General features: G+C 43.9%; 22 protein-coding genes and 1 riboswitch. Of the genes, 3 read left to right on the top strand and 19 right to left on the bottom strand.

The window, feature by feature from the left end:
• Nucleotides 1-280 precede the first annotated feature (280 nt).
• The 12 genes from KFE26_RS04855 to KFE26_RS04800 form a co-directional block, all read right to left on the bottom strand.
• Complete coding sequence (locus KFE26_RS04855) at nt 281-685, bottom strand: hypothetical protein (protein WP_105252762.1); 405 nt, start codon at nt 683-685, stop codon at nt 281-283.
• 32 nt (nt 686-717) lie between these two features.
• Nucleotides 718-1182, bottom strand: a complete 465-nt coding sequence (locus KFE26_RS04850; RefSeq protein WP_028760288.1) for a GNAT family N-acetyltransferase — start codon at nt 1180-1182, stop codon at nt 718-720.
• Nucleotides 1183-1201: 19 nt separating this feature from the next.
• A complete protein-coding gene (locus KFE26_RS04845; RefSeq protein ID WP_028760289.1) occupies nt 1202-1807 on the bottom strand; it encodes a GNAT family N-acetyltransferase in 606 nt (201 codons plus the stop codon).
• A 390-nt stretch (nt 1808-2197) separates the two neighbouring features.
• Nucleotides 2198-2821 (bottom strand): 2OG-Fe(II) oxygenase, encoded by a 624-nt coding sequence (locus KFE26_RS04840; RefSeq protein ID WP_212599805.1) that lies wholly within the window; start codon nt 2819-2821, stop codon nt 2198-2200.
• Between the two features lie 193 nt (nt 2822-3014).
• The gene (locus KFE26_RS04835; RefSeq protein WP_212599804.1) at nt 3015-3512 is read right to left on the bottom strand and encodes a GNAT family N-acetyltransferase; all 498 of its coding nucleotides are present in this window, start codon (nt 3510-3512) and stop codon (nt 3015-3017) included.
• 30 nt (nt 3513-3542) lie between these two features.
• The gene (locus KFE26_RS04830; protein WP_212599803.1) at nt 3543-4091 is read right to left on the bottom strand and encodes an NAD(P)H nitroreductase; all 549 of its coding nucleotides are present in this window, start codon (nt 4089-4091) and stop codon (nt 3543-3545) included.
• Nucleotides 4092-4277: 186 nt separating this feature from the next.
• A complete protein-coding gene (locus KFE26_RS04825) occupies nt 4278-4871 on the bottom strand; it encodes a DoxX family protein (protein ID WP_212599802.1) in 594 nt (197 codons plus the stop codon).
• 81 nt (nt 4872-4952) lie between these two features.
• Nucleotides 4953-5810 carry a DUF6279 family lipoprotein gene (locus tag KFE26_RS04820; protein ID WP_212599801.1) on the bottom strand — a complete coding sequence of 286 codons (858 nt, stop codon included), beginning with the start codon at nt 5808-5810 and terminating at the stop codon, nt 4953-4955.
• 193 nt (nt 5811-6003) lie between these two features.
• The gene (locus KFE26_RS04815; RefSeq protein WP_212599800.1) at nt 6004-7116 is read right to left on the bottom strand and encodes a phosphotransferase; all 1113 of its coding nucleotides are present in this window, start codon (nt 7114-7116) and stop codon (nt 6004-6006) included.
• A complete protein-coding gene (pnuC, locus tag KFE26_RS04810; protein ID WP_212599799.1) occupies nt 7116-7769 on the bottom strand; it encodes a nicotinamide riboside transporter PnuC in 654 nt (217 codons plus the stop codon). Before pnuC ends, KFE26_RS04815 begins: the two co-directional genes overlap by 1 nt.
• 46 nt (nt 7770-7815) lie before the next feature.
• Complete coding sequence (locus KFE26_RS04805) at nt 7816-8076, bottom strand: hypothetical protein (protein ID WP_028760297.1); 261 nt, start codon at nt 8074-8076, stop codon at nt 7816-7818.
• A gap of 97 nt (nt 8077-8173) precedes the next feature.
• Nucleotides 8174-10393, bottom strand: a complete 2220-nt coding sequence (locus KFE26_RS04800; protein ID WP_212599798.1) for a TonB-dependent receptor — start codon at nt 10391-10393, stop codon at nt 8174-8176.
• 54 nt (nt 10394-10447) lie between these two features.
• A riboswitch (TPP riboswitch) is annotated at nt 10448-10586 on the bottom strand.
• 197 nt (nt 10587-10783) lie between these two features.
• On the opposite strand from KFE26_RS04800, the gene KFE26_RS04795 reads away from it, so the two are divergent.
• Nucleotides 10784-11464: a Crp/Fnr family transcriptional regulator gene (locus KFE26_RS04795; RefSeq protein ID WP_012196926.1), complete on the top strand. Its 681-nt coding sequence runs from the start codon at nt 10784-10786 to the stop codon at nt 11462-11464.
• Between the two features lie 67 nt (nt 11465-11531).
• Here KFE26_RS04795 and tsgA read toward each other — a convergent pair whose 3' ends face one another.
• The 6 genes from tsgA to hinT all read right to left on the bottom strand — a co-directional run bounded on the left by tsgA (nt 11532) and on the right by hinT (nt 15693).
• Complete coding sequence (gene tsgA / locus KFE26_RS04790; RefSeq protein WP_212599797.1) at nt 11532-12707, bottom strand: MFS transporter TsgA; 1176 nt, start codon at nt 12705-12707, stop codon at nt 11532-11534.
• A 50-nt stretch (nt 12708-12757) separates the two neighbouring features.
• The gene (deoD, locus tag KFE26_RS04785; RefSeq protein WP_212599796.1) at nt 12758-13462 is read right to left on the bottom strand and encodes a purine-nucleoside phosphorylase; all 705 of its coding nucleotides are present in this window, start codon (nt 13460-13462) and stop codon (nt 12758-12760) included.
• Nucleotides 13463-13763: 301 nt separating this feature from the next.
• Nucleotides 13764-14159 carry a YcfL family protein gene (locus KFE26_RS04780; RefSeq protein ID WP_212599795.1) on the bottom strand — a complete coding sequence of 132 codons (396 nt, stop codon included), beginning with the start codon at nt 14157-14159 and terminating at the stop codon, nt 13764-13766.
• 169 nt (nt 14160-14328) lie between these two features.
• The gene (locus KFE26_RS04775) at nt 14329-14826 is read right to left on the bottom strand and encodes a PaaI family thioesterase (protein ID WP_172481184.1); all 498 of its coding nucleotides are present in this window, start codon (nt 14824-14826) and stop codon (nt 14329-14331) included.
• Nucleotides 14813-15340: a PaaI family thioesterase gene (locus KFE26_RS04770; RefSeq protein ID WP_115334875.1), complete on the bottom strand. Its 528-nt coding sequence runs from the start codon at nt 15338-15340 to the stop codon at nt 14813-14815. Before KFE26_RS04770 ends, KFE26_RS04775 begins: the two co-directional genes overlap by 14 nt.
• Nucleotides 15337-15693: a purine nucleoside phosphoramidase gene (gene hinT / locus KFE26_RS04765; RefSeq protein ID WP_006081303.1), complete on the bottom strand. Its 357-nt coding sequence runs from the start codon at nt 15691-15693 to the stop codon at nt 15337-15339. Before hinT ends, KFE26_RS04770 begins: the two co-directional genes overlap by 4 nt.
• A gap of 144 nt (nt 15694-15837) precedes the next feature.
• Between hinT and KFE26_RS04760 the strand changes: the two genes are divergently transcribed.
• Nucleotides 15838-17604 (top strand): M61 family metallopeptidase, encoded by a 1767-nt coding sequence (locus KFE26_RS04760; protein ID WP_212599794.1) that lies wholly within the window; start codon nt 15838-15840, stop codon nt 17602-17604.
• A 117-nt stretch (nt 17605-17721) separates the two neighbouring features.
• Here KFE26_RS04760 and KFE26_RS04755 read toward each other — a convergent pair whose 3' ends face one another.
• A complete protein-coding gene (locus KFE26_RS04755) occupies nt 17722-18357 on the bottom strand; it encodes a LuxR C-terminal-related transcriptional regulator (RefSeq protein WP_028760305.1) in 636 nt (211 codons plus the stop codon).
• A gap of 297 nt (nt 18358-18654) precedes the next feature.
• Here KFE26_RS04755 and KFE26_RS04750 point away from each other — a divergent pair, with 297 nt between their 5' ends.
• Complete coding sequence (locus tag KFE26_RS04750) at nt 18655-19401, top strand: cytochrome b/b6 domain-containing protein (protein WP_105252822.1); 747 nt, start codon at nt 18655-18657, stop codon at nt 19399-19401.
• Nucleotides 19402-19412 lie beyond the last annotated feature (11 nt).

Raw genomic sequence — 19412 nt, 5'->3', positions numbered from 1 at the left:
CTGAATTAAGAATTTAAAACTGGGGAGAATTTAAACCCAAGGCTTAAATACTTGACCATGTAACTAAGACCCTAAAAACTGCGGTTGAGTTGCAGCCAAGCGAAAATAAGCAACTTGGTTCTAAGCCCCTAAACCAAACGAGGCTAAAATCTATGGGGAAACCGACTCAATATGAATGACCCCATCAGCTCCTTAGTGCTTGTACTTTAACGAAAAAAAGGAGCCATCAGGCTCCTTCTCTTCACAATCCGTAAACGATTACCCTGACTAAAACCTACGATTACATAGTCGCCATAGTCCAATAATTTAAGCGCTTTTGTGGATCGGCTAACAGGTTTTTACATTCTTCTTTATATTTACCCATTAACGCACCTAAGTTGCTTGACCCACCTAAGCTCTCGATTTGACGGGCTTTAGCATCGGCAACCGCTTGAGTGACCTCTGCTTCAGAGCTGTATTTCTTAGCTAAATTCTCAGACTCAATTTTAGAACTTTTTAAACGCTCACCCACGGCCTGCATTTGCGGTGCATTCATCGCCCCAATGGCTTCTGAGCTAATTTGATAGTAAGCGGCACATTCAATGGCTTCTTTACTAAACGCTTTTTCTGCTTCATCAGCCCAAACTGCAGTACTGGCACTTAAGACTAAACCACCTAATACTAACGTTTTTACCTGAGTTAACATGTTACTTTTCCTTTTAATCGCCATAAATAAACCTACTCAAGCCCTCGGTGGAGCTCAAGTTCGTAGATATAAAAATCTTGGTTACGCACAAACCCTAAACCTTCATACAAGCCCTGCGCGCGCTGGTTTTTTTGCTGTGTTTCTAACATCAAATAACTCATATTATGCGCTTTGGCATAACTGGCGGCCTGTAGCACTAATGCCCGCCCAATACCGACACATCGGGCATGTTGAGTCACATACACATCATTGAGGATCAACATAGGGGCCAAACGTAACGATGAAAAACTGGGATACATTTGAACAAAACCTAATCCAAGCCCTTGATTATCCTTAGCTATAAATATCACCGATGAGCCATCTGACACTCTTGAATGAATAAACTGCTCCGCAGCCGCGAGATCATCCCTACGCCCATAAAACTGTCGGTACTCATTGAATAACACTGCAACCTCATGGACATGAGTCACATCTACTCGAGTTATGATGCTTGCCATGGGCATTTCCTATTTATCATTAGAGTGTTGACGGTCGTTGTCGCAATCGAAATTGCAGACTGTTTTTCACCGTTGGCCACTCGGTATCAATAATGGAATACACCACGGTATCGCGGATCGTGCCGTCCTTAAGAATCTTATGATTTCGCAATACACCATCTTGCTTAGCGCCCAGTCTTGCAATGGCTTGTCTCGAAGCTTGATTATGCCAGTGAGTACGGAACTCAACGGCAATGGCGTCTAAGGTTTCAAAAGCAAAGGTCAATAACAGCAGTTTAGCTTCAGTATTAATCCCAGTGCGCTGGGCACGTTTTGCATACCAAGTGTAACCAATCTCAAGACGGCGATTATCAGACTCCCAGTTGCAAATTCGCGTGCATCCGACGATTTCCCCTGACACTCTATCCCGCACCGCAAAGGGAAAACTCAGGCCCCGCGCTTTTTCTTCGAGTGCTTTAGCTACATAGAGCTTCATCTCAGTTGGCTCAGGGACACTGGTAAACCATAAACGCCAAAGTTGACCATCTGTCACGGCGAGACTCAATGCCGCCACATGGGACAAAGATAAGGGCTCAAGTACAATATGCTCACCACTTAAACAACCTAAGTTATCTTCACAGCCCACAGTATCGCCTCCGTTAGATGATAGAAAAGTGTGTTGTAGCGCACGTTTTTATCTAGCCTAACATTAAACGAGAATAAAAAAATACCCTATTTTCAGCATGATTGGACAAATTCATTCCATTTTCGGTGGCTTAGATTACCTAAAGCTTAAGAGTGTAAAAAAATTTGAAAAAATGAGTAGAAGGTAGTTAAAACAGGTTGGAATAAATACTGCTGCGGAAGAACACGCAGTGATGGCCAATCAATATCCGAGAAATAGCCAATGACATTGCGCAGTCGCGATAAGTGATTGGTGATTGGTGATTGGTGATGACTATGACCAAAAGCGACAATCAAGAGCAAAAACACCTAAACCTGTGGGCAGCATTTAGGCGTTTGTTATAAGGCGAAGTTAAAAGCCATGAACACTGTTACTGACCCTAAACCAGCCCGCAATGCTATTACGCTGGGCCAAGGTTTTGGTCACTTCATGGGGAAAACGCTCACTGAGGAAAATCACAAAATGGCCCATTTTAGGCGCGATGCGCTCAATCTCAATATCGGCTTCATCATAGATAATCAACTCACCACAATCTGCCGCTTTCCAGTCAGGATTTAAGAAAAACACTGTGGTTAAAATACGATTTTGGCTGCCCTTAAGTGCATCAACATGTTTTTTATAAAAGGCCCCAGGCTGATATACCGCATAGTGGCTTTCATAATCGAATAAGCCCATAAACAAGCGACGATTCAAGCCATTTTTGAGTTGTGTCATCAACTCAAGATACTGGGCATCGGGCTCATTTTGCTCTTCTAGCCACTGTATTCTGTCACGGCGAATGTCTGGATTTAAGTGCTGTTCAGAACCTCGACCAATAGAGGCAGCTTTTAATTCATATATTTCAGTTGATTGAATTTTTTCCAATAGTACTTGGCTAATATAGAGAGGAACTAAGTCAGATAAAAAGATATAGCCTTTGTCTACCAAGGCATCAGCGATCACGTCCAGCATTGCTTCACTTAATTGCGAAACCATTATGCTACATCCAAAAAAGGGCTACGCTTTTGCTGTACTCAAGGGCTCAAGGAGGGATTAAGTGAGCCTGATTTTCGAGGGGCGTCGATAAGAGATATGATTGCCATATCTCAACGATAAATTTTGCGAAATTCTAGAATAAAGAAGACGGAATTACAACAAAATAAAAACCTATATAAACAACACGTTAACGTTAACCAAACAGTTCAACAGGCGCATCATGATCACTAAGCTGCAAACAACGCTCAAAGTGTAATCCAAGTTTGTTCAGCAAAGCTTTTGAAGCACTATTATGGGCGCTCACAATCGCGACAATACGCTCAATACCTAAACTTTTACCTAAGTCAAAAGCGGCTTTAGCCGCTTCGAATGCATAGCCCTTGCCCCAATATTGCGGCAAAAAAGCATAACCTATATCGACATTGTCCAGTGTCGGCCGTTTGATTAAACCGCAGATGCCAATGGTGAATCCATTCTCGGCGAGCACTACAGCATAAAAACCAAAACCGCACTCGGCATAACTTTTCATCGGTCCATTGACGATATAATCCTTAGCCTGCACAAGTGTGCGTACTCCTCTATCCCCGATATTCTCTACAAAGCCTTGGCTATTGAGCAAGACTAACATAAAAGAAGCGTCGGCTGGGGTTAACTGCCGCAGGATGAGTCTAGGAGTACGCGCAACTTGCATAGAATTTCTCCACTAAAAATAGAGGCGGATTTATAAATAACGGACGTACTGACTGCCGTCCTTTTGCGGTTTCTTAGGAGCAGTAACGGCTGGCGTACCCACATACAAAAAGCCGACGATTTGATCGTGTGGCTCAAGACCTAAAGCAATATTCACATTCGCATCAAAGGCAAAATCCCCTGTACGCCACACGGCACCTAAACCTAAGGCAAAGGCCGCCTGCTGCATCGCCATGGTCGCGCAACCCGCTGCAATGAGCTGTTCAAGCACGGGGACTTTAGGATGTTGCTGCGTTTTCGCCACGACAGTAATCACCATAGGCGCGCGCATTGGCATGCCCTTAGCTTTATTGACAAAATCCTCATCGGCGCCGTTCGCTTTCGCTGCCTCAACAAAGATATCAGCCAAAGTATCTAACCCTTTTCCTACGGCAATAATAAATTCCCATGGCGCTAGGGCGCCATGATCTGGCACACGAATGGCAGCATCTAAGATGATTTTTAATTGACTCGCATCTGGAGCAGGAGCAGTTAATCGTGGGGTTGATTGGCGAGTGAGTAAAAGTTCAATAGCGTCCAAGTTCTTATCCTAGTTCGATATAAATTGCGCTCAAGCATAGCAAATTGCTGACAAAGAGGCATAAAAAAATCCCACCGCTTGAGTGGGATTTAACTTGTTGAGTGCACTTAACAATCGAGTGGGCTTCAAAATTAAATGCGCTTGAAAATCCGATACAGTTAACAATTGGGTCCGTTTAAGAAAAGCTTACTTAATCCCACAGCGCTTAGCGATGAAATAATCTAGGCTAGTGTAACGACCACCGCCTAAGGTAAAAAGCGCCAGCAACATAATAAAATAGGTGATCGCAAACTCAATACCATTATTAAGCACAGCAAAATTACCTGAACTGGTCAGCCAGTCATAGTTACCGTGCTCCTGCAATAACTCTTTGGCTTTTATCAGTTTATCCCCTGCCTCAAGCACTCTGTCGTTGGCTAGCCAAGAACTACCATCGGCAATCGCTAACCAACCATTTGGCCAATGCACAGTCAATGCGGCGACCAACATAGTGACCATTAAAGGGATAGAAATCAGTCGCGTCGCGAGCCCAAGCAGTAACAAGATAGCGCCAAAGAACTCAGTTCCCGCCGCCAGTCCTGCCATTACCGCCGGCATTGGCAGGCCTAAACCCCAATCGGGATTGGCAAACCAAGCAACCGTATCTTCAAAGTGAGCGAGCTTGTTATAGCCTGCTTGCATTAACACAGGTGCAAGGTAAATCCTAAGGGCTAATGGCGCTAAGCCTTCGAAATAGCGGCTCATATTGAGCAGTTTCTGATAAAGGGATACGAGTGGCATAAGGTCTCTATTTAGTCGTTAGTAGGCTGATTTATTGGCTTGCAGGAATAGACCCAAGCAAGGCAATAAATCTTTCATGGCCTAGGCTTCTTTTTCAATCGCTTCTTGATTCAGTTCCTTGAGATCTTGAATGAGTCCACCTAACTTTTTATAAAAATGCTTAGACTGCTGTTTCGATAAGCTCGCATTCATCGCCAACAACAAAGTCCCAAATCCCTCAGTATTTTTACGTAAAAACACTTTATGTTGTTCTGACTTAAGCTCATCGGGCTGCGTCATCAGCAAGGTCAAACGCTCGGTTAATAATGTTTTATCGGCGCGCTGACCCAATGCAACTTCAAACTGGCGTAACCATTCGTGTCTGTACTCAAGCCACATATCTAAGGTGGATAAACGCTGTTGATTATATTGGTGAATAAGCACTTTTTGCTCCGCAGTTACACTTCCAAGCCAATCATCAAATTGGGTTTGAAGGTTTTCATCGGCATCTTTTTGTAACTGTTCAGGGGTTTTACCCGCAAATTCTTTAACGAGCTCCTGCTCTTCCTCCCGTAATTTTGTGAGGATCTGCTTCACCTGTTCATCGGACAAAGACATTATGATAGGTAGAAGCTCGGGCAAGGCGAACTCAAACAATCGAAACCAATGCCGCTTAGCAATATTCACATGATCTGCCCATAGCACTGGCGTTAACGTATTGGTTTTTATGAGGCTTTCGACTTCGGTCAATTGCACCACATAATGAGCTAACTCTTTGGATTGGTGCCAAATGACAAATTTTTCAATGAGGGAATCGAATGCCTTTTGCTGAGATTTATCTAAGGTAACATAATCCTCTTGCTCCCAGCCGATGGCCCAGTCGAGGAAATGGTAACTGAATTTAGTGGAGCAGGCGCTTAAGCCTAAGAGACACACAAGTAGCATCACGCCTTTTTTCATACTGAATAATCCATCCTAGAATTGTTGCTAATAAGACGCTTGAGACTATATAAAGTTGCTTTTTATATCAAACAAGTTTGTCTAATAAAGGTTTTCAGTATGTTCTACCCGCATGTCCCACCAATCGAGCGGTCAATGCCATAAGGGAATGAGCCATTATCATCAGATGGAAACTAAGCACACGCAATAATGGCTATTTGGGGGTGATCAGCGGCCAGAAGCAATCAAACCAAGCAAGGTAGTCGGCGCTACGACAGGGTTCTGTTTGCGCTGCCATCAATAATGCCCAGTAGCAAGCAAATACCCAATACATGTCAATAGCGGCAGGTACTGCCGTTACGGCTTGTGCAGTAACATAAGGATGTCCACTCAGATACTGTTTCACCAACACACTTTGCTGATAGGGCGTTAACCCATGGGTCGCTAACACTACAGCTAACTCACACAGTGGATGCGACGCCGTCGCATACTCAAAATCGATACAACACAAGCGGTTATTTTTGAGTAACAAATTATGGGGATTAAGATCGCGATGGCAAAACTGCGGCTTGATTATGCAGGCTGCTAACTCATCACACCAATGTTTGATTTCAATTTGAATTGCAAGCAGCTTAGCCACCCGCTCATTCCAATCACGAGTATTGCTATCACCAATATCACTACCCTGCTTCAATGGCACAGCACGCCTTAATACTGGCTCACTAAATGTTGCAGAAGCCTGATAGGCAAGCATTTGCTGGTGATATTCCTGCCACTGCTCAGTGATACTAATAGCATAAGGCCCTGTAGGCAGATCGCGTAATTGCAGCAATAACGCCAATAGCAAACAATGGGCTTGGTTAGGATACGTTTCTTGTTCTGCTGCCGGATACTGTAAATAATTAAACGTCGATTGCCCCAGCACAAAATCAGCAGCACTCGTTTGGCGCTCTAACGCTGGCCAGTGGATTAAGACCTCGTTTTCAATATCGTCACTTTCAATATAATCACTTTCAATAAAATCACTGAGGTAATAACGCTCATCTTCGCTCACCCACAACAGTTCAGGAGCAACTTTAGCTTGAGCCAATTGCTGCCAGTAAAAACGCTCCTGCTGGCGGTTGCAAAAACTGTCCGCCGCATCGGCATTCACCCGCAACACATAACTGCCTGTGGGCGTAGTGATTTTATAGTTGTGATTACTTAAGCCACCCGCAAGCTCATGAATACTTAACACGTTAACTAGCCCAGCACTTTTGAGTATGGGGTAAAGTGCTTTGAATGGCTCGCCCACTGAGCGATGCATCGAGGCGTTTATATCGAGCATTAACTGAGTAACTTCAAGGTATTAGCTTCACGGGCGTCGGCTAACGCGGTTCGCCACAGGAAATACCCCACGACCGCCAGACCCACATAAAGCACGAATAACAAGGATGTCAGCATCAAGCCTTTGCTGAGATAAAGGTAAATCGACACTATGTCGATAACCACCCAATAAAGCCAATTCTCAAGGACCTTTTTTGCCACTAAATAAGTCGTCATCACGGCGAAACAGGTTGTCGCCGCATCTAGATACGGGAATGCGGCTTGGGTATACGTCGCCATACCGTGACCAACCAAAAGCGAAATCACGCCCGTCGCTGTGATCAACTTTAAATGGGTTTTCAATGGCCAAGTGGTCACTTTTACTCCTTGATGCTTATCACCACCTTGGGTCCAGAGCCAATATCCATAGAGCGCCATTGCCATGTAATAGACGTTAAGCACAGACTCCATCAGTAGCGACACCTTCCAAAACAACACAGTGTAAATGGCGGTACTGGCAAAGGCCGCCGCCCAGCACCACACACTGGCCTTCATCGCCAGCAGTAAATATGCCATCGCCAGCAACACCGCGAGGGCTTCCCATACGGTCATCACATGGACTTCACCAAAGGCCGTATTAACGCTCTCGACCAAGGTTAACCATAAATCTGTCATAGTGTTGTTCTCATTGCCTATTTGTCGCTTACATGGCGGTCAATCATTATTCGCTGTGGGCTAAATTCAGCTCACCACCGATAAACTTACACACAAATACTGCCTTGCCCCACTTCTCATGGGCAGCTTGCATCTCGGTCGCCAGCATAGTCATCACATCTAAATAATCGCCGCACACTTGAGTTGCCATCGCATTAGTCACGCGCTCGATATTGGGATAGCTATCCACGCGGCCAATAAACCACTTGATAGGATCGAGGTAATTTTCATTAAAGGGATACATGCTAATTTCTGCGGTCAGTTTCATTTTAATTCCTTGATATTCTGAAGTAAGGCTGTAGCCCAAATACTGGGCTACAGTTCAATTAACACTTAAATGATTATACTCACTTTAAAATGAGCTATTACATAAACTTAACGTTAAAGGTTACGCCAATCTGACGCGGATCGCCGTAACGAATATATTGCTTTTCCGCCCAGCCGTTATCTGGCTCATTGCCAAAATAGAAGCCACGCACACCGTATTCTTCATTAAACAGATTGCGTCCCCACAAATATGCCGACCATGCGCTCGCCTCATAACCTACGCGTGCATTGACGATAGTGTAGGGTTCAGAGCGGGATTCATTGCTGTCTGAATAATAGAATTCACTCTTACCGCTAAGATTCAGGTTAGCAAACCAACCCGAATTAGCACGATAAGTCCCGCCAAGGCTGTAGGTAACGTGTGGAGAATGGGCTAGATCGCGGCCAGTTAAATCCACCTCAGTGCCATATTTGTCCTGATACTGATAGTCACCGTAGGCCGTTTCTAACCAACCTAAGCTTGAGTAAACTTGCAGATTATCCGTGGCATACCAGGTTGCATCTAACTCAGCGCCATAGTTATTCGAACTGCCTGCATTTTCAGTGAACAAGATAAAACGCTGTGGTTTATCGGGATCTTGCTGTGATGCAGCCACCTGTTGATCTTGTCTGTCCATATAGAACAGCGCCAAATTAGTATCGATAAGTCCCGCTAACCAATGGGATTTAAGGCCGATTTCATAGTTATAGAGCGTCTCAGTACTAAACTCTTTTTTATCGTTCAATTCGACTGGCAAAGTCATGTTGAAACCGCCCGCCTTGTAACCGCGTGCGACTCGGACATAAGCATTGTGTGAGTCGTTCAGCACTTTACTCACAGCAATATGACCGCCCCACATAGTTTCGCTCGGGTCGAAATTATCGTTATTCGTATCAGAGTAATGGCTGTTGCGACGCTCTAAACGTAGCCCCACAGATAAAGCATAATTTGAGCCCAAATCCGTATCAAGCTGGCCAAACAGTGCATAGTTTGTCGCCTCATACTCTGAGTCTAAGACTTCATCTAGCGAAGTATTGTACTCAGAATACAATTGGTTATCTTCTTTCAGATTCATGGCATACACACCAAGCAACCAATCAGTACTCTCTGCAAAAATACGGCCCTGCTCGGTAGAACTTAGGCGAAACTCCTGCGACACGGTTTTACGCTGACCCGTTTTATCCCAAAAATAATCGTATTGACACGGCGCCAGATTGCCATTGTCATCATTACATTGCTTAGAGGCCCAATATTCTGAGTTAGCCCAATCGCCATCGTAACTGTAATGGTGATCGGTATTCGCAAAGGACGTTAACGAGGTTAGCTCAAAGGTTTCGGCGCCGGAATAGGTCGCTTTAAAACCCGCGCCAGTGGTGCGTTGGCTATCGACACCCGGTTGATCCGATGTTGTCTGGGTTGGTGAATTGGTTAAACTCCATACATCATAGCCATTATCAAAATCGGCATGCAGCACAGTTAAATCAAACTGCAAATCATCAGTCGCATACCAGCGCAGCTTAGCGCGGCCGCTGAATTCATCGCGACCATTGGTATCATCACGGTCTAAATACAGGTTATCGTGGTAACCATTTTGCTGGTGCTGCTGCATTGACACACGATAAAGCAGCTTGCCAGAATCCGTTAATGGGCCCGAGCTAAACCCGCTAAAAGTGCGTAAATCATCATCGCCTAACGACACTTCGCCGCCATGCTCAAACACATCAGTTGGATCGTTACTCTTCAGATAAATCAATCCCGCTAAGGCATTCGCGCCGTAACGCGTCCCCTGCGGTCCACGAAGCACTTCGACCTGCTGTAAATCGTACATGCTCGACACCATACCAATACCGGATAAATCGATATCATCTATGATGTAACCCACGGAAGAATTAGGTGCGCCTTGGTATTGCTCTTGCTCACCTACGCCGCGAATTTGAAAATATTTCGGCCGAGAGCTTCCACCTGACCAGTTAAAATTGGCGATAGAATTAAGCAGATCTTCAAAGTGTTGCGCACTTTCATCCTGAATTTTTTGACTGTCGATAACGGTAATGCTTGAAGGCATTTTTTCTAAGCTTGAACTGCGAAAATCCGCCGTCACCACCATGACTTCCATCTCAGTGCTGGGATCGGGTCTGTCAATAGCGTCAGTTTGTGCAAAAACAGGGGTGCTCATCGCTGCAGCGATGGCTAACGCCAGCGGCGCTCGGGCTAAAAATAAGCTTGGCGATACGGTTGAAAATGGAGATTGATGGTTTGACGTTTTACGGTTTGACATAGGACCTCAAATATAATGTTTGAGATCCGGCAACGAATAAGCGATTCAGAAGTGTGCTGTTGATTGGCCCATTCCTACGCCGGTATTAGCCGGATCAGGTTCTAAGGGTTCGTCAGATGACATCTCAGTTTGCAGCCGTTAACGTTAAAATCAGAGTAACATTAATGCACAACAAACACCCCTTGGCGGCGCCTAGTATACATGACGGAAATAAAAAGTGGGCACTCTTATCTCTGCGATTCAATTAAATGTCGCGAAAACCACTGCCCTTCAGTTCGTATGATGAAAATGTCTTTAGTAGCCGCCTAAATCCTTTCGTCCATTTGACCGCCTATCATGATAATGCTATAGAAGGTCGCAATTTAGAACACAGTAAGAGGATCATAGTCGATGCAGCTAAAACCTTTATCGAAAGGACGTTATAGCCAGCGATGGGAGCAAGACTATCCACTTATTGAAGCGGTTGTACTTAGCTGCATCAGCGAAATAAAAATGCTCAAAAAAGGCGCTCACCTCATGACGCAGGGAGAAGCGATGGCATCACTTGTATTGGTGAAGCAAGGCCGAGTATCGCTCGGCCATACCGCGAGAAATGGTCGGTGTTTTCAATTAGGTACTATTGATTGTGATTCACAACTGTTTGGCGAAATGGAGTTCTTCACCCAGTACCACTGTCAACTAGACATTATTGCCAGTGAACCCTTAGAAATCATGTTGATTAGCGCTGAAAAACTACAACATTGCCTCGGTCAGCATCCTCAACTCGCGCTATTTTTCGCTAGTGCAATTGCGATTGACTACCAAGACACAGTGGATATTTTTACTCGGCGACTGCTCTATCCCATCAGTTATAACGTGGCATTTGATATTTACCATGAATACTTAAATGACTTGCCCGTAGATGGCTTTAGTAAACGTTATTTAGAGGCTGAACGATTTGGCACTACCGACCGAGTCTACCGTCGGGCGCTACAAAATCTTGAGGAACGAGGCTTAATTGAGCGGAAAAAAGATGGCATTCGGATTTGTGATCTCAACGCACTCAAGAAATTTGTTGAAGCAGGTATATAACCGCTTTCAACATAACCCACACTCGACTTAATTTAACAACCGAGTGTGGGATGGATGCACAGGTAAATTAACTTACGGATGGCGAGTGTTGTTCCATAGCCGATTTCATCCGACTTGAAACGATCAATAGCATAAATATCGCTGCGTAAAGCAGAGGTATCACATACATCACTGTTTGTAATCCGATAATACGTTCAAAGAAAGAACTGATGGCTGGGCTAAACATCGCCCCTGCACTTCCGCTAATAAGAATATATGACACATTTTTGCTGCTAGCTTTTTTTACAAAAGACACGCCATAAGCAATAAATGCATTATAAAGAGCAGCACACACAAAACCATAACCATAGGTTAAATAAGCTATCCAATTAAGATTATTGGTACTGACAATGGCAGCGGTGATCACCATAGCTAAAGCAATAATACCGACTAAGAAATGGTGAATTTTTACACGAGTCACAATCACAGTCGAAATTAACGCCCCAATTAGCGCAGCGGACCAATACTGGGTAATAATATTACCGGCATCTTCAAACGGAATATCAAATTTTTGTTTTACAAATAAAGGTGCCCAAGTTAAAAAAGTATATAAAGCCAGCATTCCTAAAAATAAACCAATACCTCCACTAATAATGCCGAGATTCCATTCAGACTGTTGTTTCTCTTGTGTTGTAGAAGATTGCTCGCAAATAGAGAAATGAGTGAACAAGGCAATAATGACTGTACCGAACGCCACTAAACCTACGGCTAAATAGCTATAACTCCATGATAATGAACTTGTTAATGCATAAGTCGTTATCAATGGAAAAATAACGCCTGCAATATTAAATGTCGCATCTTGCACCACTAACATTGTGCTTTGTAATTTCTCCTGCCACACAGACACCACAATCGTACCAGCAATACATAAACCGATACCGCCACAAAAACCAATTAAGGTCATTGCTACCATCACAACTTGTAGAGAACTGGTTAGATGTAAAGCCAGAGCAGAAAGAGCAACCAGACTGTAACTTATCAAGGTCATTCTTTTGATACCCATTTTTTCAATAAAGAAAAATGCTGCAATCGTCCCCGCGAGAGCACCACCATTGAGCAATGAAAAGATTGATGCAACTTCGTTAACATTAGCGGCAAATTTCTCAGCTATGGGTTCAATCAACATCCCAAATTGGGTCGCAAAGCCCGCCATAATAAAATTGGCGAGAAAACTGATAGCTGTTAAAGTAATTTTATTATTCATTATGTCATTCCATAAGTGAAATGCTAAGGGTTCAAAGGATGGCTTTAAACCTAATTGAGGGCGGTTTCTAACGCGAGCTCGATCATATTATTAAAAGAGAGTTGGCGTTCTTCGGCCGTTGTTTCTTCACCGGTTAAACAATGATCCGATACCGTTAAAATGGCTAATGATTCGATACCTTGTTGGTGTGACAATCCATAAAGCCCCGCCACTTCCATATCAATACCTAATACCCCAAAACGTTCAAGTGCGGGGATCATATCTTCATCGGGATCGTAATAAAGATCACCACTAAATATATTGCCAACTTTTACACTAATGCCTTTCTCATTCGCTGTTGTATAAGCTTTATGCAATAAAGAAAAGGTCGCAGAAGTCGCCATTTGGTAGCCGCTACTACGCTTAGCGTTAGTAGGTGAATCCGTGCCTGCGGCTTGGGCTAAAATGACATCTCGCATTTGTACATATTTTTGTGTTGCACCTAAACTGCCAATACGAATAATGCGTTTCACGCCAAAATAATTAATCAGCTCATGGCCATAAAGCACCATAGATGAAATACCCATACCATGCCCCATAACGGAAATGCGTTGTCCTTGGTAAAAGCCCGTGTAACCAAGCATATTGCGAACATTCGTGACTTCTACGGCATCGGTGAGATAGGTTTCAGCGATATATTTAGCACGGAGTGGATCACCCGGCATAATAACAGTTTCAGCAAAATCAGTAGGTTGAGCATTAATATGAGCAGTCATCTTTCTATCCTCATGTGGTAATATGCTGATAGTAGTGCTCAATCACTGAATGTATTTAGGACTAAAGTCCGGATTTCATCTTGCCGTAAACCTTTTTGCTTAAAAATGGGTAATTTATCGCAACTTTCAATGTCAAAAAGACGAAAGCTAATAACATTTGAGTGACCTTAAGGTCATTGAACGTTGATGTAAAACGAATAAAAAGGCTTACTCCTTAAAAGAAGTAAGCCTTTTTAGAACGGGTTTAATATCAAAAAAATCAATTAAACCCGGAATAAACTAAACAGAAGCAAACTCAAGCTTAGTTTGAAAAGGTTTCACGCACATATACATCAAATTTAACCACTTGGGCATTAGGTGCAACAGCGCCGACTTGCAATTGCTGTTTACCGTGTAATTTCACCGATTTCCAGCTGGTCGCTTCATCTTCGATAGTAAAACCGCTGGCATCGTACCAAGTGAATTTATATTGCACACGCATATCGGACGAGGATTTGCTAACAATCAACGCTGAGCCCTGCACTAAATCACCGACTCGGCGTGCATCCACACTCTGTACCGCAATATCTCTGGCAAAGCTGGAGTTATCGATGCGGGTTTCACCCAGTGAGCTCACTGAAATCCCTGCGGTATGTGAGGCACAAGCACCTAAGGTAAGCGCTGCGGCCAGTAATAACCCTGTATAAACTTGTTTCATATATTTCTCCTAGTCACGCCACAAAATACGCAGCTAGCGCATCATTTCCCATTAAACGACAAACTAATCGAACAGTGCTGAACTCATGCTTAATAACATAGGTTAAATAAAGCATTCTCAATCTAAAATAGTGAATCAGTCATGCTTCATCAATCTAAACTTAATCAGATTAATCAATCAAAAAATGTGCCCGTGCCGTAGCAATAAGCTGCTTACGATTGGTTTGCCAACAATCAATATTCACGTTGGCGACTCGTCGACCCTGACGGGTAATACGACACTCAGCAAAACTATCCTTGTGCAGACCTGCACGTAAATAGTCGATTGAAAAATCAACGACTTTAGGCACCTTTGCTGTTTGCATAAATACCATTAACTGCACTATCGCTGACATTTCCATAAAGCCCGCAATCACGCCACCATGAATGGCGGGCAACACAGGATTACCGATATTGTCGTCTTTAGCGGGCAATTTAAAAATCAGTTCATCACCAAAACGCTCCACCTTCATGCCAATAAATTTGGCATAGGGAACGTGCTCAAGTAAATGGCCAAAATCATTAAGTTCAGTGGCGCGTTTAACTATGCCTTGCACATCAATAGGCGCTTTAACCTGTGCGTTTTGAGTTTTACTGGCGGCATCTAGTATCGAATTATTTGCGCTCATCACACTCTCCTATCGCAGGCACGGCGTCACCCATTAACGCTTGCCTAAAGGCATCACCGACCATTTCAGGGCTTATCCGCATAAAAGAGCCGACGGCATGGGCGATGGGATCGTCAATACTGTCTTGGTAAGCAATTGCACGGGTAAAAGCAATATTAGAAGACAACTTATAGCATTCCGCAAATCCAAATACAGGCTTATGGGGCTGAGCGGGCTTCATGTAGTCCACCCGCAAATCGAGCGTAGGTGAGATTTCTAATAGTTTGAATTTATGGAAAATAGCGCTCACGACTGCACTGCCACACGCGGTATCCATTAAGGTAGTGATCACCCCACCATGGATAACACCGGTATCGGGATACCCAATTAATTCAGTGCTGTAGGGCAACTCAATCAACACATGGTGCTCACTCGCCTCCAGTACCGTTAAACCGAGGCGACGACACTGAGCTAATTGATCCACAAACCGCTGCGCCATTTGGGTCAACGGGAAAAAATCCGAATTGACCTTCATTTTCCTTGGCTCAACATGGGCCCCAGAGGCTCCCCGCCCACAAGGTGGAAATGAATGTGATAGACTTCTTGTCCACCGTGTTGATTGCAGTTCATGATCAGTCGGTAGCCATCTTTAGCGATACCCGCTTCAGCCGCCAATTTAGCCGCAACCGTCATCATACGGCCAAGTACCGGCTCATCAGAGGCTTTCATGTCGTTCGCCGTTGGGATCAAATGATTCGGCACAATCAAAATATGGGTTGGCGCCTTAGGGGAAATGTCTCTAAAGGCAGTCACAAGTTCATCTTGATACAGAATATCCGCGGGAATTTCGCGACGAATAATTTTGCTGAAAATCGTTTCTTCGGCCATGGGGCGTCCTCCTTGGGTTAGTTGGCATAGTATACTAGCAATTCAATACTTTGTGTCTGCAGATATTTTGCTTTTCATTTGCCAGTTGCAGGCATTTTTGGCAGCATGGCCACCATTAAAATACTCAGGTTTTGCAGGATAAATATGATCCATTACCAGATAATCCCCGTCGATCCGAAAGCCCATTTATTCGCTGTCACTATGACATTATCACAACCCAAGCCAGTGCAGGTCTTTAGCCTACCCGCTTGGCTGCCAGGCAGTTATATGGTGCGCGACTTTGCCAAAAATATCATTGAACTCAAGGCACAAGATGCACAAGGCCAAACGCTTAAGCTCACCCAACTAGATAAGCAAACTTGGTCGGTTGACAATAATAGCAGCGAAATTATTCTGACTTATCAAGTGTATGCTTGGGATCTGTCGGTGCGCACCGCGCATTTGGACACGACCCACGGCTTCTTTAATGGCAGTAGCGTGTTTTTATCCGCCCATGGTTTCGAAGACTCTTTACACACCGTCTCTATAGAGCCACCAACAGAGCCAACATTAAGTGACTGGCGCCTTGCGACCAGCATGACTCGCACCAGTGGTGACGATTTTGCCTTCGGCCAATTTTCAGCTAAAAGCTATGACGAGCTCATCGATCATCCGGTGGAAATGGGTTTATTCACCTTAGGGAGTTTTGATGCCTGTGGCGTGCGGCATGATATCGTACTCAATGGTCGCCACCGTGCTTGCATGCCAAGGCTCTGCCAAGATTTAAAGACCATTTGTGAGTATCAGATTAACTTCTTTGGTACGCCTGCACCGTTTAAACGTTATTTGTTTATGACCACAGTATTAGACAATGGCTTTGGCGGTTTAGAGCACAGAGCTTCTACTGCTTTAATGTGTTCACGCAAAGACTTACCACTGTCGCTCGATGCGCCAGTCAATAACGACTATCGCACTTATTTATCCCTGTGCAGCCACGAGTATTTCCACAGCTGGAACGTTAAGCGCATTAAGCCTGAATGCTTTTTACCCTATAAACTTGAGGCAGAAACCTATACGCCACAATTATGGGCCTATGAAGGCATCACCTCCTATTACGATGACTTTCTTACCTATCGTGCAGGTCTGGTAGATGAACAAAGCTATTTAGATATGCTGAGTGAGACCTTCACCCGTGTCTATCGCAGCCAGGGACGCTTTAAACAAAGTGTTAAGGACTCAAGCTTTAATGCTTGGACTAAGTTCTACAAGCAGGATGAAAACGCACAAAATGCCATCATCAGTTATTACACTAAAGGGGCTCTGTTTGCGCTGTATTTAGATTTAACCCTGCGCAGCGAAACCCAGGGCAAATACAATCTCGACCATGTTATGCAGATTTTATGGCAGGAATATGCTCTGCAAGATAAAGGCACCACAGATACTTGCCATCAAGCCATCGTTGAACGACTCCTTGGTCGTGATTGCCAAGATCTGTTTGCCTACTTAGATAGCACTGACGATATTCCGTTAGCGGCTTTACTCGCCGAATTTGGGGTCAACTTGAGTCTTCGAGCCAGCCAAGGCCCGCAAGATGTGGGCGGTGGACAAGTGAAAGGTTATGAGATTGCATTCGGCGCGAAAACCCAAGCAGCACCTATAGGATTAAAAATCGTGACAGTCACCCAAGGCAGCCCTGCACACCTTGCAGGGTTAAGTGCAGGTGATGTGTTAATTGCCGCGGATAACCTACAAGTCACAGGACAATTTGAGGCGCAGCTACAGCAGTATCCGCTGGGTGAATCGTTGGATTTACATTGGTTTAGACGGGATGAATTGATGACGGGTGAATTGATGATAACTGCCGCGCCTAAGGATACTGTCGCCCTATCCATTCGTGACAAAAGCAAAATAGCGGCTTGGCTTGGACGTTAATAGACTTTCTGCTTAAGAACACTTTTGAGAAATAATAAAAGGGGCTTTAGCCCCTTTTATCTGAGATAAGACTTAACTTAAACGTATATACGTTTGTATATCAATACTGATATCGACTTAAACCACCACATCGTGCAAATAGGTTTGTGCCCACGCAATCGCTTGACCACGGCTAGACACTCCAATTTTACGGAATACTCGGTACAAATGGGTTTTTATCGTGCTTTCACTGACAAACAACTGATTGGCGATATCTAAATTAGTACTTCCCGTCAACAATGCTTGTAATACTTCACGCTCACGGATAGTTAACGGTTCAGTGTCTTCGAACAATCCAAAATCATCATTTACCCCATTAATGAGCTGAATTGGGATGACCCTATGACCTCGTAAAATATTCGAGAGTCCTAGGCTTATCTCAGTTAAACCTGCATCGAGATAAAACACCCCTGCAGTTGTGGCAGCTTGCATTAAGAAACGTGCATCCACTTGTTTAGGGAACTGCAAATAGACAACTCGCACACTCGGTTGCTCACGGGCAAGTAAACGCTGAAATTGGTGGGCTTTTTGAAGATCAACAGTCGCTAAATCGATCACGACCATGGAGGCATTATTATCTTTGATTTTCTCACACATCTCATCAGGGCTGACTTGGGTCAACTTAACGAGAAACTCCTGCGGCCAACGTCCTGCGAGCAATTCCATCAATACTTGCGATCGTGACACTACAATCCAATGTAATATTTTGAACATCCTGCTCACTCCCTGTCTGGTTAACGATTATTCACTTTAAGGATCTAAGATCCTCCAAATACGACTTCAACATCCGTTCAATAGACTTCCAAGTCTACCGTGGTCACGATATTAGCATTAGATAAAACAGATTAAAAAGACTTACGTAAAAAATATTTACCGTACGCAAATCAAAAACTTCTAACACTTTCGTTGACTACACTATCAATCAGAAGTCTTAATTGAAACTGAAAAAAGTTACTGAAATTTTAGGATAAAAGCGTAAGATCATACCAACACAAAAAATAAGGAAATTCCATGTCCAGCAGTAACCCCACCGCTTTTGAAATAAAATCCTATCCTGTGTGGGACAAACCGACGCGATTATTTCATTGGATTAATGTCATTCTTGTGCTCGCACTCATCTTAGTCGGTGGCATCATGATGTATCGCACTGAGCTAGGCATATCTGAGTTAACAGGTAAAATTGGCTTGAAAACTTTACACGTGTGCATAGGATATGCGTTCGCAATAAACCTCATCGTCCGCCTTGTGTGGGGTTTTATCGGTAACAAATATGCGCGTTTCAGCCACATGTTTCCCAATGCTAATAGCAAAAGCGAATTAATAGCTTATAAGACTGAATTAGCCGCGGGGAAAAATCCGCAGTATTTAGGTCATAACCCTAAAGGTAAATTTGCCGTGCTGGCCATCATGTTGCTATTAGTGACCATAATGATCACTGGACTTTTGCGTGCAGGTACAGATATTTATTATCCGCCGCTAGGTAGTGCTGTACAAAGTTATCTTGCTGATACCAATGTCGAACCAACAAGCTTAAAACCCTATGATGCAACGGGTGTGAATGCAGAAAAAGCGGATGCACTTAAACCAATGAAAGGATTGGCAGGTCAAGTGCACGTCTATGCGGTTTATGTGTTGTTACTGCTGATGTTATTACATGTATTCGCGGTGATTTATACTGAAGTAAAACGTCAACCAGGGATTATTTCAGCCATGTTCTCCGGCAAGAAGATCATCCAAGGTCAGCCAAAAGACGAGTAATCGGTTAGTAA

Source organism: Shewanella sp. M16 (assembly GCF_018224605.1).
In the GTDB taxonomy this organism is placed as follows: Bacteria; Pseudomonadota; Gammaproteobacteria; order Enterobacterales; family Shewanellaceae; genus Shewanella; species Shewanella oncorhynchi.
This window is presented reverse-complemented; position numbering and strand designations above follow the sequence as displayed.

Excerpts from the sequence above, each read along its gene's own strand:
- KFE26_RS04855 (WP_105252762.1), bottom strand. The coding sequence starts at position 685 with ATGTTAACTCAGGTAAAAACGTTAGTATTAGGTGGTTTAGTCTTAAGT.
- KFE26_RS04850 (WP_028760288.1), bottom strand. The coding sequence starts at position 1,182 with ATGGCAAGCATCATAACTCGAGTAGATGTGACTCATGTCCATGAGGTT.
- KFE26_RS04840 (WP_212599805.1), bottom strand. The coding sequence starts at position 2,821 with ATGGTTTCGCAATTAAGTGAAGCAATGCTGGACGTGATCGCTGATGCC.
- KFE26_RS04835 (WP_212599804.1), bottom strand. The coding sequence starts at position 3,512 with ATGCAAGTTGCGCGTACTCCTAGACTCATCCTGCGGCAGTTAACCCCA.
- KFE26_RS04825 (WP_212599802.1), bottom strand. The coding sequence starts at position 4,871 with ATGCCACTCGTATCCCTTTATCAGAAACTGCTCAATATGAGCCGCTAT.
- KFE26_RS04820 (WP_212599801.1), bottom strand. The coding sequence starts at position 5,810 with ATGAAAAAAGGCGTGATGCTACTTGTGTGTCTCTTAGGCTTAAGCGCC.
- KFE26_RS04815 (WP_212599800.1), bottom strand. The coding sequence starts at position 7,116 with ATGCTCGATATAAACGCCTCGATGCATCGCTCAGTGGGCGAGCCATTC.
- pnuC (WP_212599799.1), bottom strand. The coding sequence starts at position 7,769 with ATGACAGATTTATGGTTAACCTTGGTCGAGAGCGTTAATACGGCCTTT.
- KFE26_RS04805 (WP_028760297.1), bottom strand. The coding sequence starts at position 8,076 with ATGAAACTGACCGCAGAAATTAGCATGTATCCCTTTAATGAAAATTAC.
- KFE26_RS04800 (WP_212599798.1), bottom strand. The coding sequence starts at position 10,393 with ATGTCAAACCGTAAAACGTCAAACCATCAATCTCCATTTTCAACCGTA.
- KFE26_RS04795 (WP_012196926.1), top strand. The coding sequence starts at position 10,784 with ATGCAGCTAAAACCTTTATCGAAAGGACGTTATAGCCAGCGATGGGAG.
- tsgA (WP_212599797.1), bottom strand. The coding sequence starts at position 12,707 with ATGAATAATAAAATTACTTTAACAGCTATCAGTTTTCTCGCCAATTTT.
- deoD (WP_212599796.1), bottom strand. The coding sequence starts at position 13,462 with ATGACTGCTCATATTAATGCTCAACCTACTGATTTTGCTGAAACTGTT.
- KFE26_RS04780 (WP_212599795.1), bottom strand. The coding sequence starts at position 14,159 with ATGAAACAAGTTTATACAGGGTTATTACTGGCCGCAGCGCTTACCTTA.
- KFE26_RS04775 (WP_172481184.1), bottom strand. The coding sequence starts at position 14,826 with ATGAGCGCAAATAATTCGATACTAGATGCCGCCAGTAAAACTCAAAAC.
- KFE26_RS04770 (WP_115334875.1), bottom strand. The coding sequence starts at position 15,340 with ATGAAGGTCAATTCGGATTTTTTCCCGTTGACCCAAATGGCGCAGCGG.
- hinT (WP_006081303.1), bottom strand. The coding sequence starts at position 15,693 with ATGGCCGAAGAAACGATTTTCAGCAAAATTATTCGTCGCGAAATTCCC.
- KFE26_RS04760 (WP_212599794.1), top strand. The coding sequence starts at position 15,838 with ATGATCCATTACCAGATAATCCCCGTCGATCCGAAAGCCCATTTATTC.
- KFE26_RS04755 (WP_028760305.1), bottom strand. The coding sequence starts at position 18,357 with ATGTTCAAAATATTACATTGGATTGTAGTGTCACGATCGCAAGTATTG.
- KFE26_RS04750 (WP_105252822.1), top strand. The coding sequence starts at position 18,655 with ATGTCCAGCAGTAACCCCACCGCTTTTGAAATAAAATCCTATCCTGTG.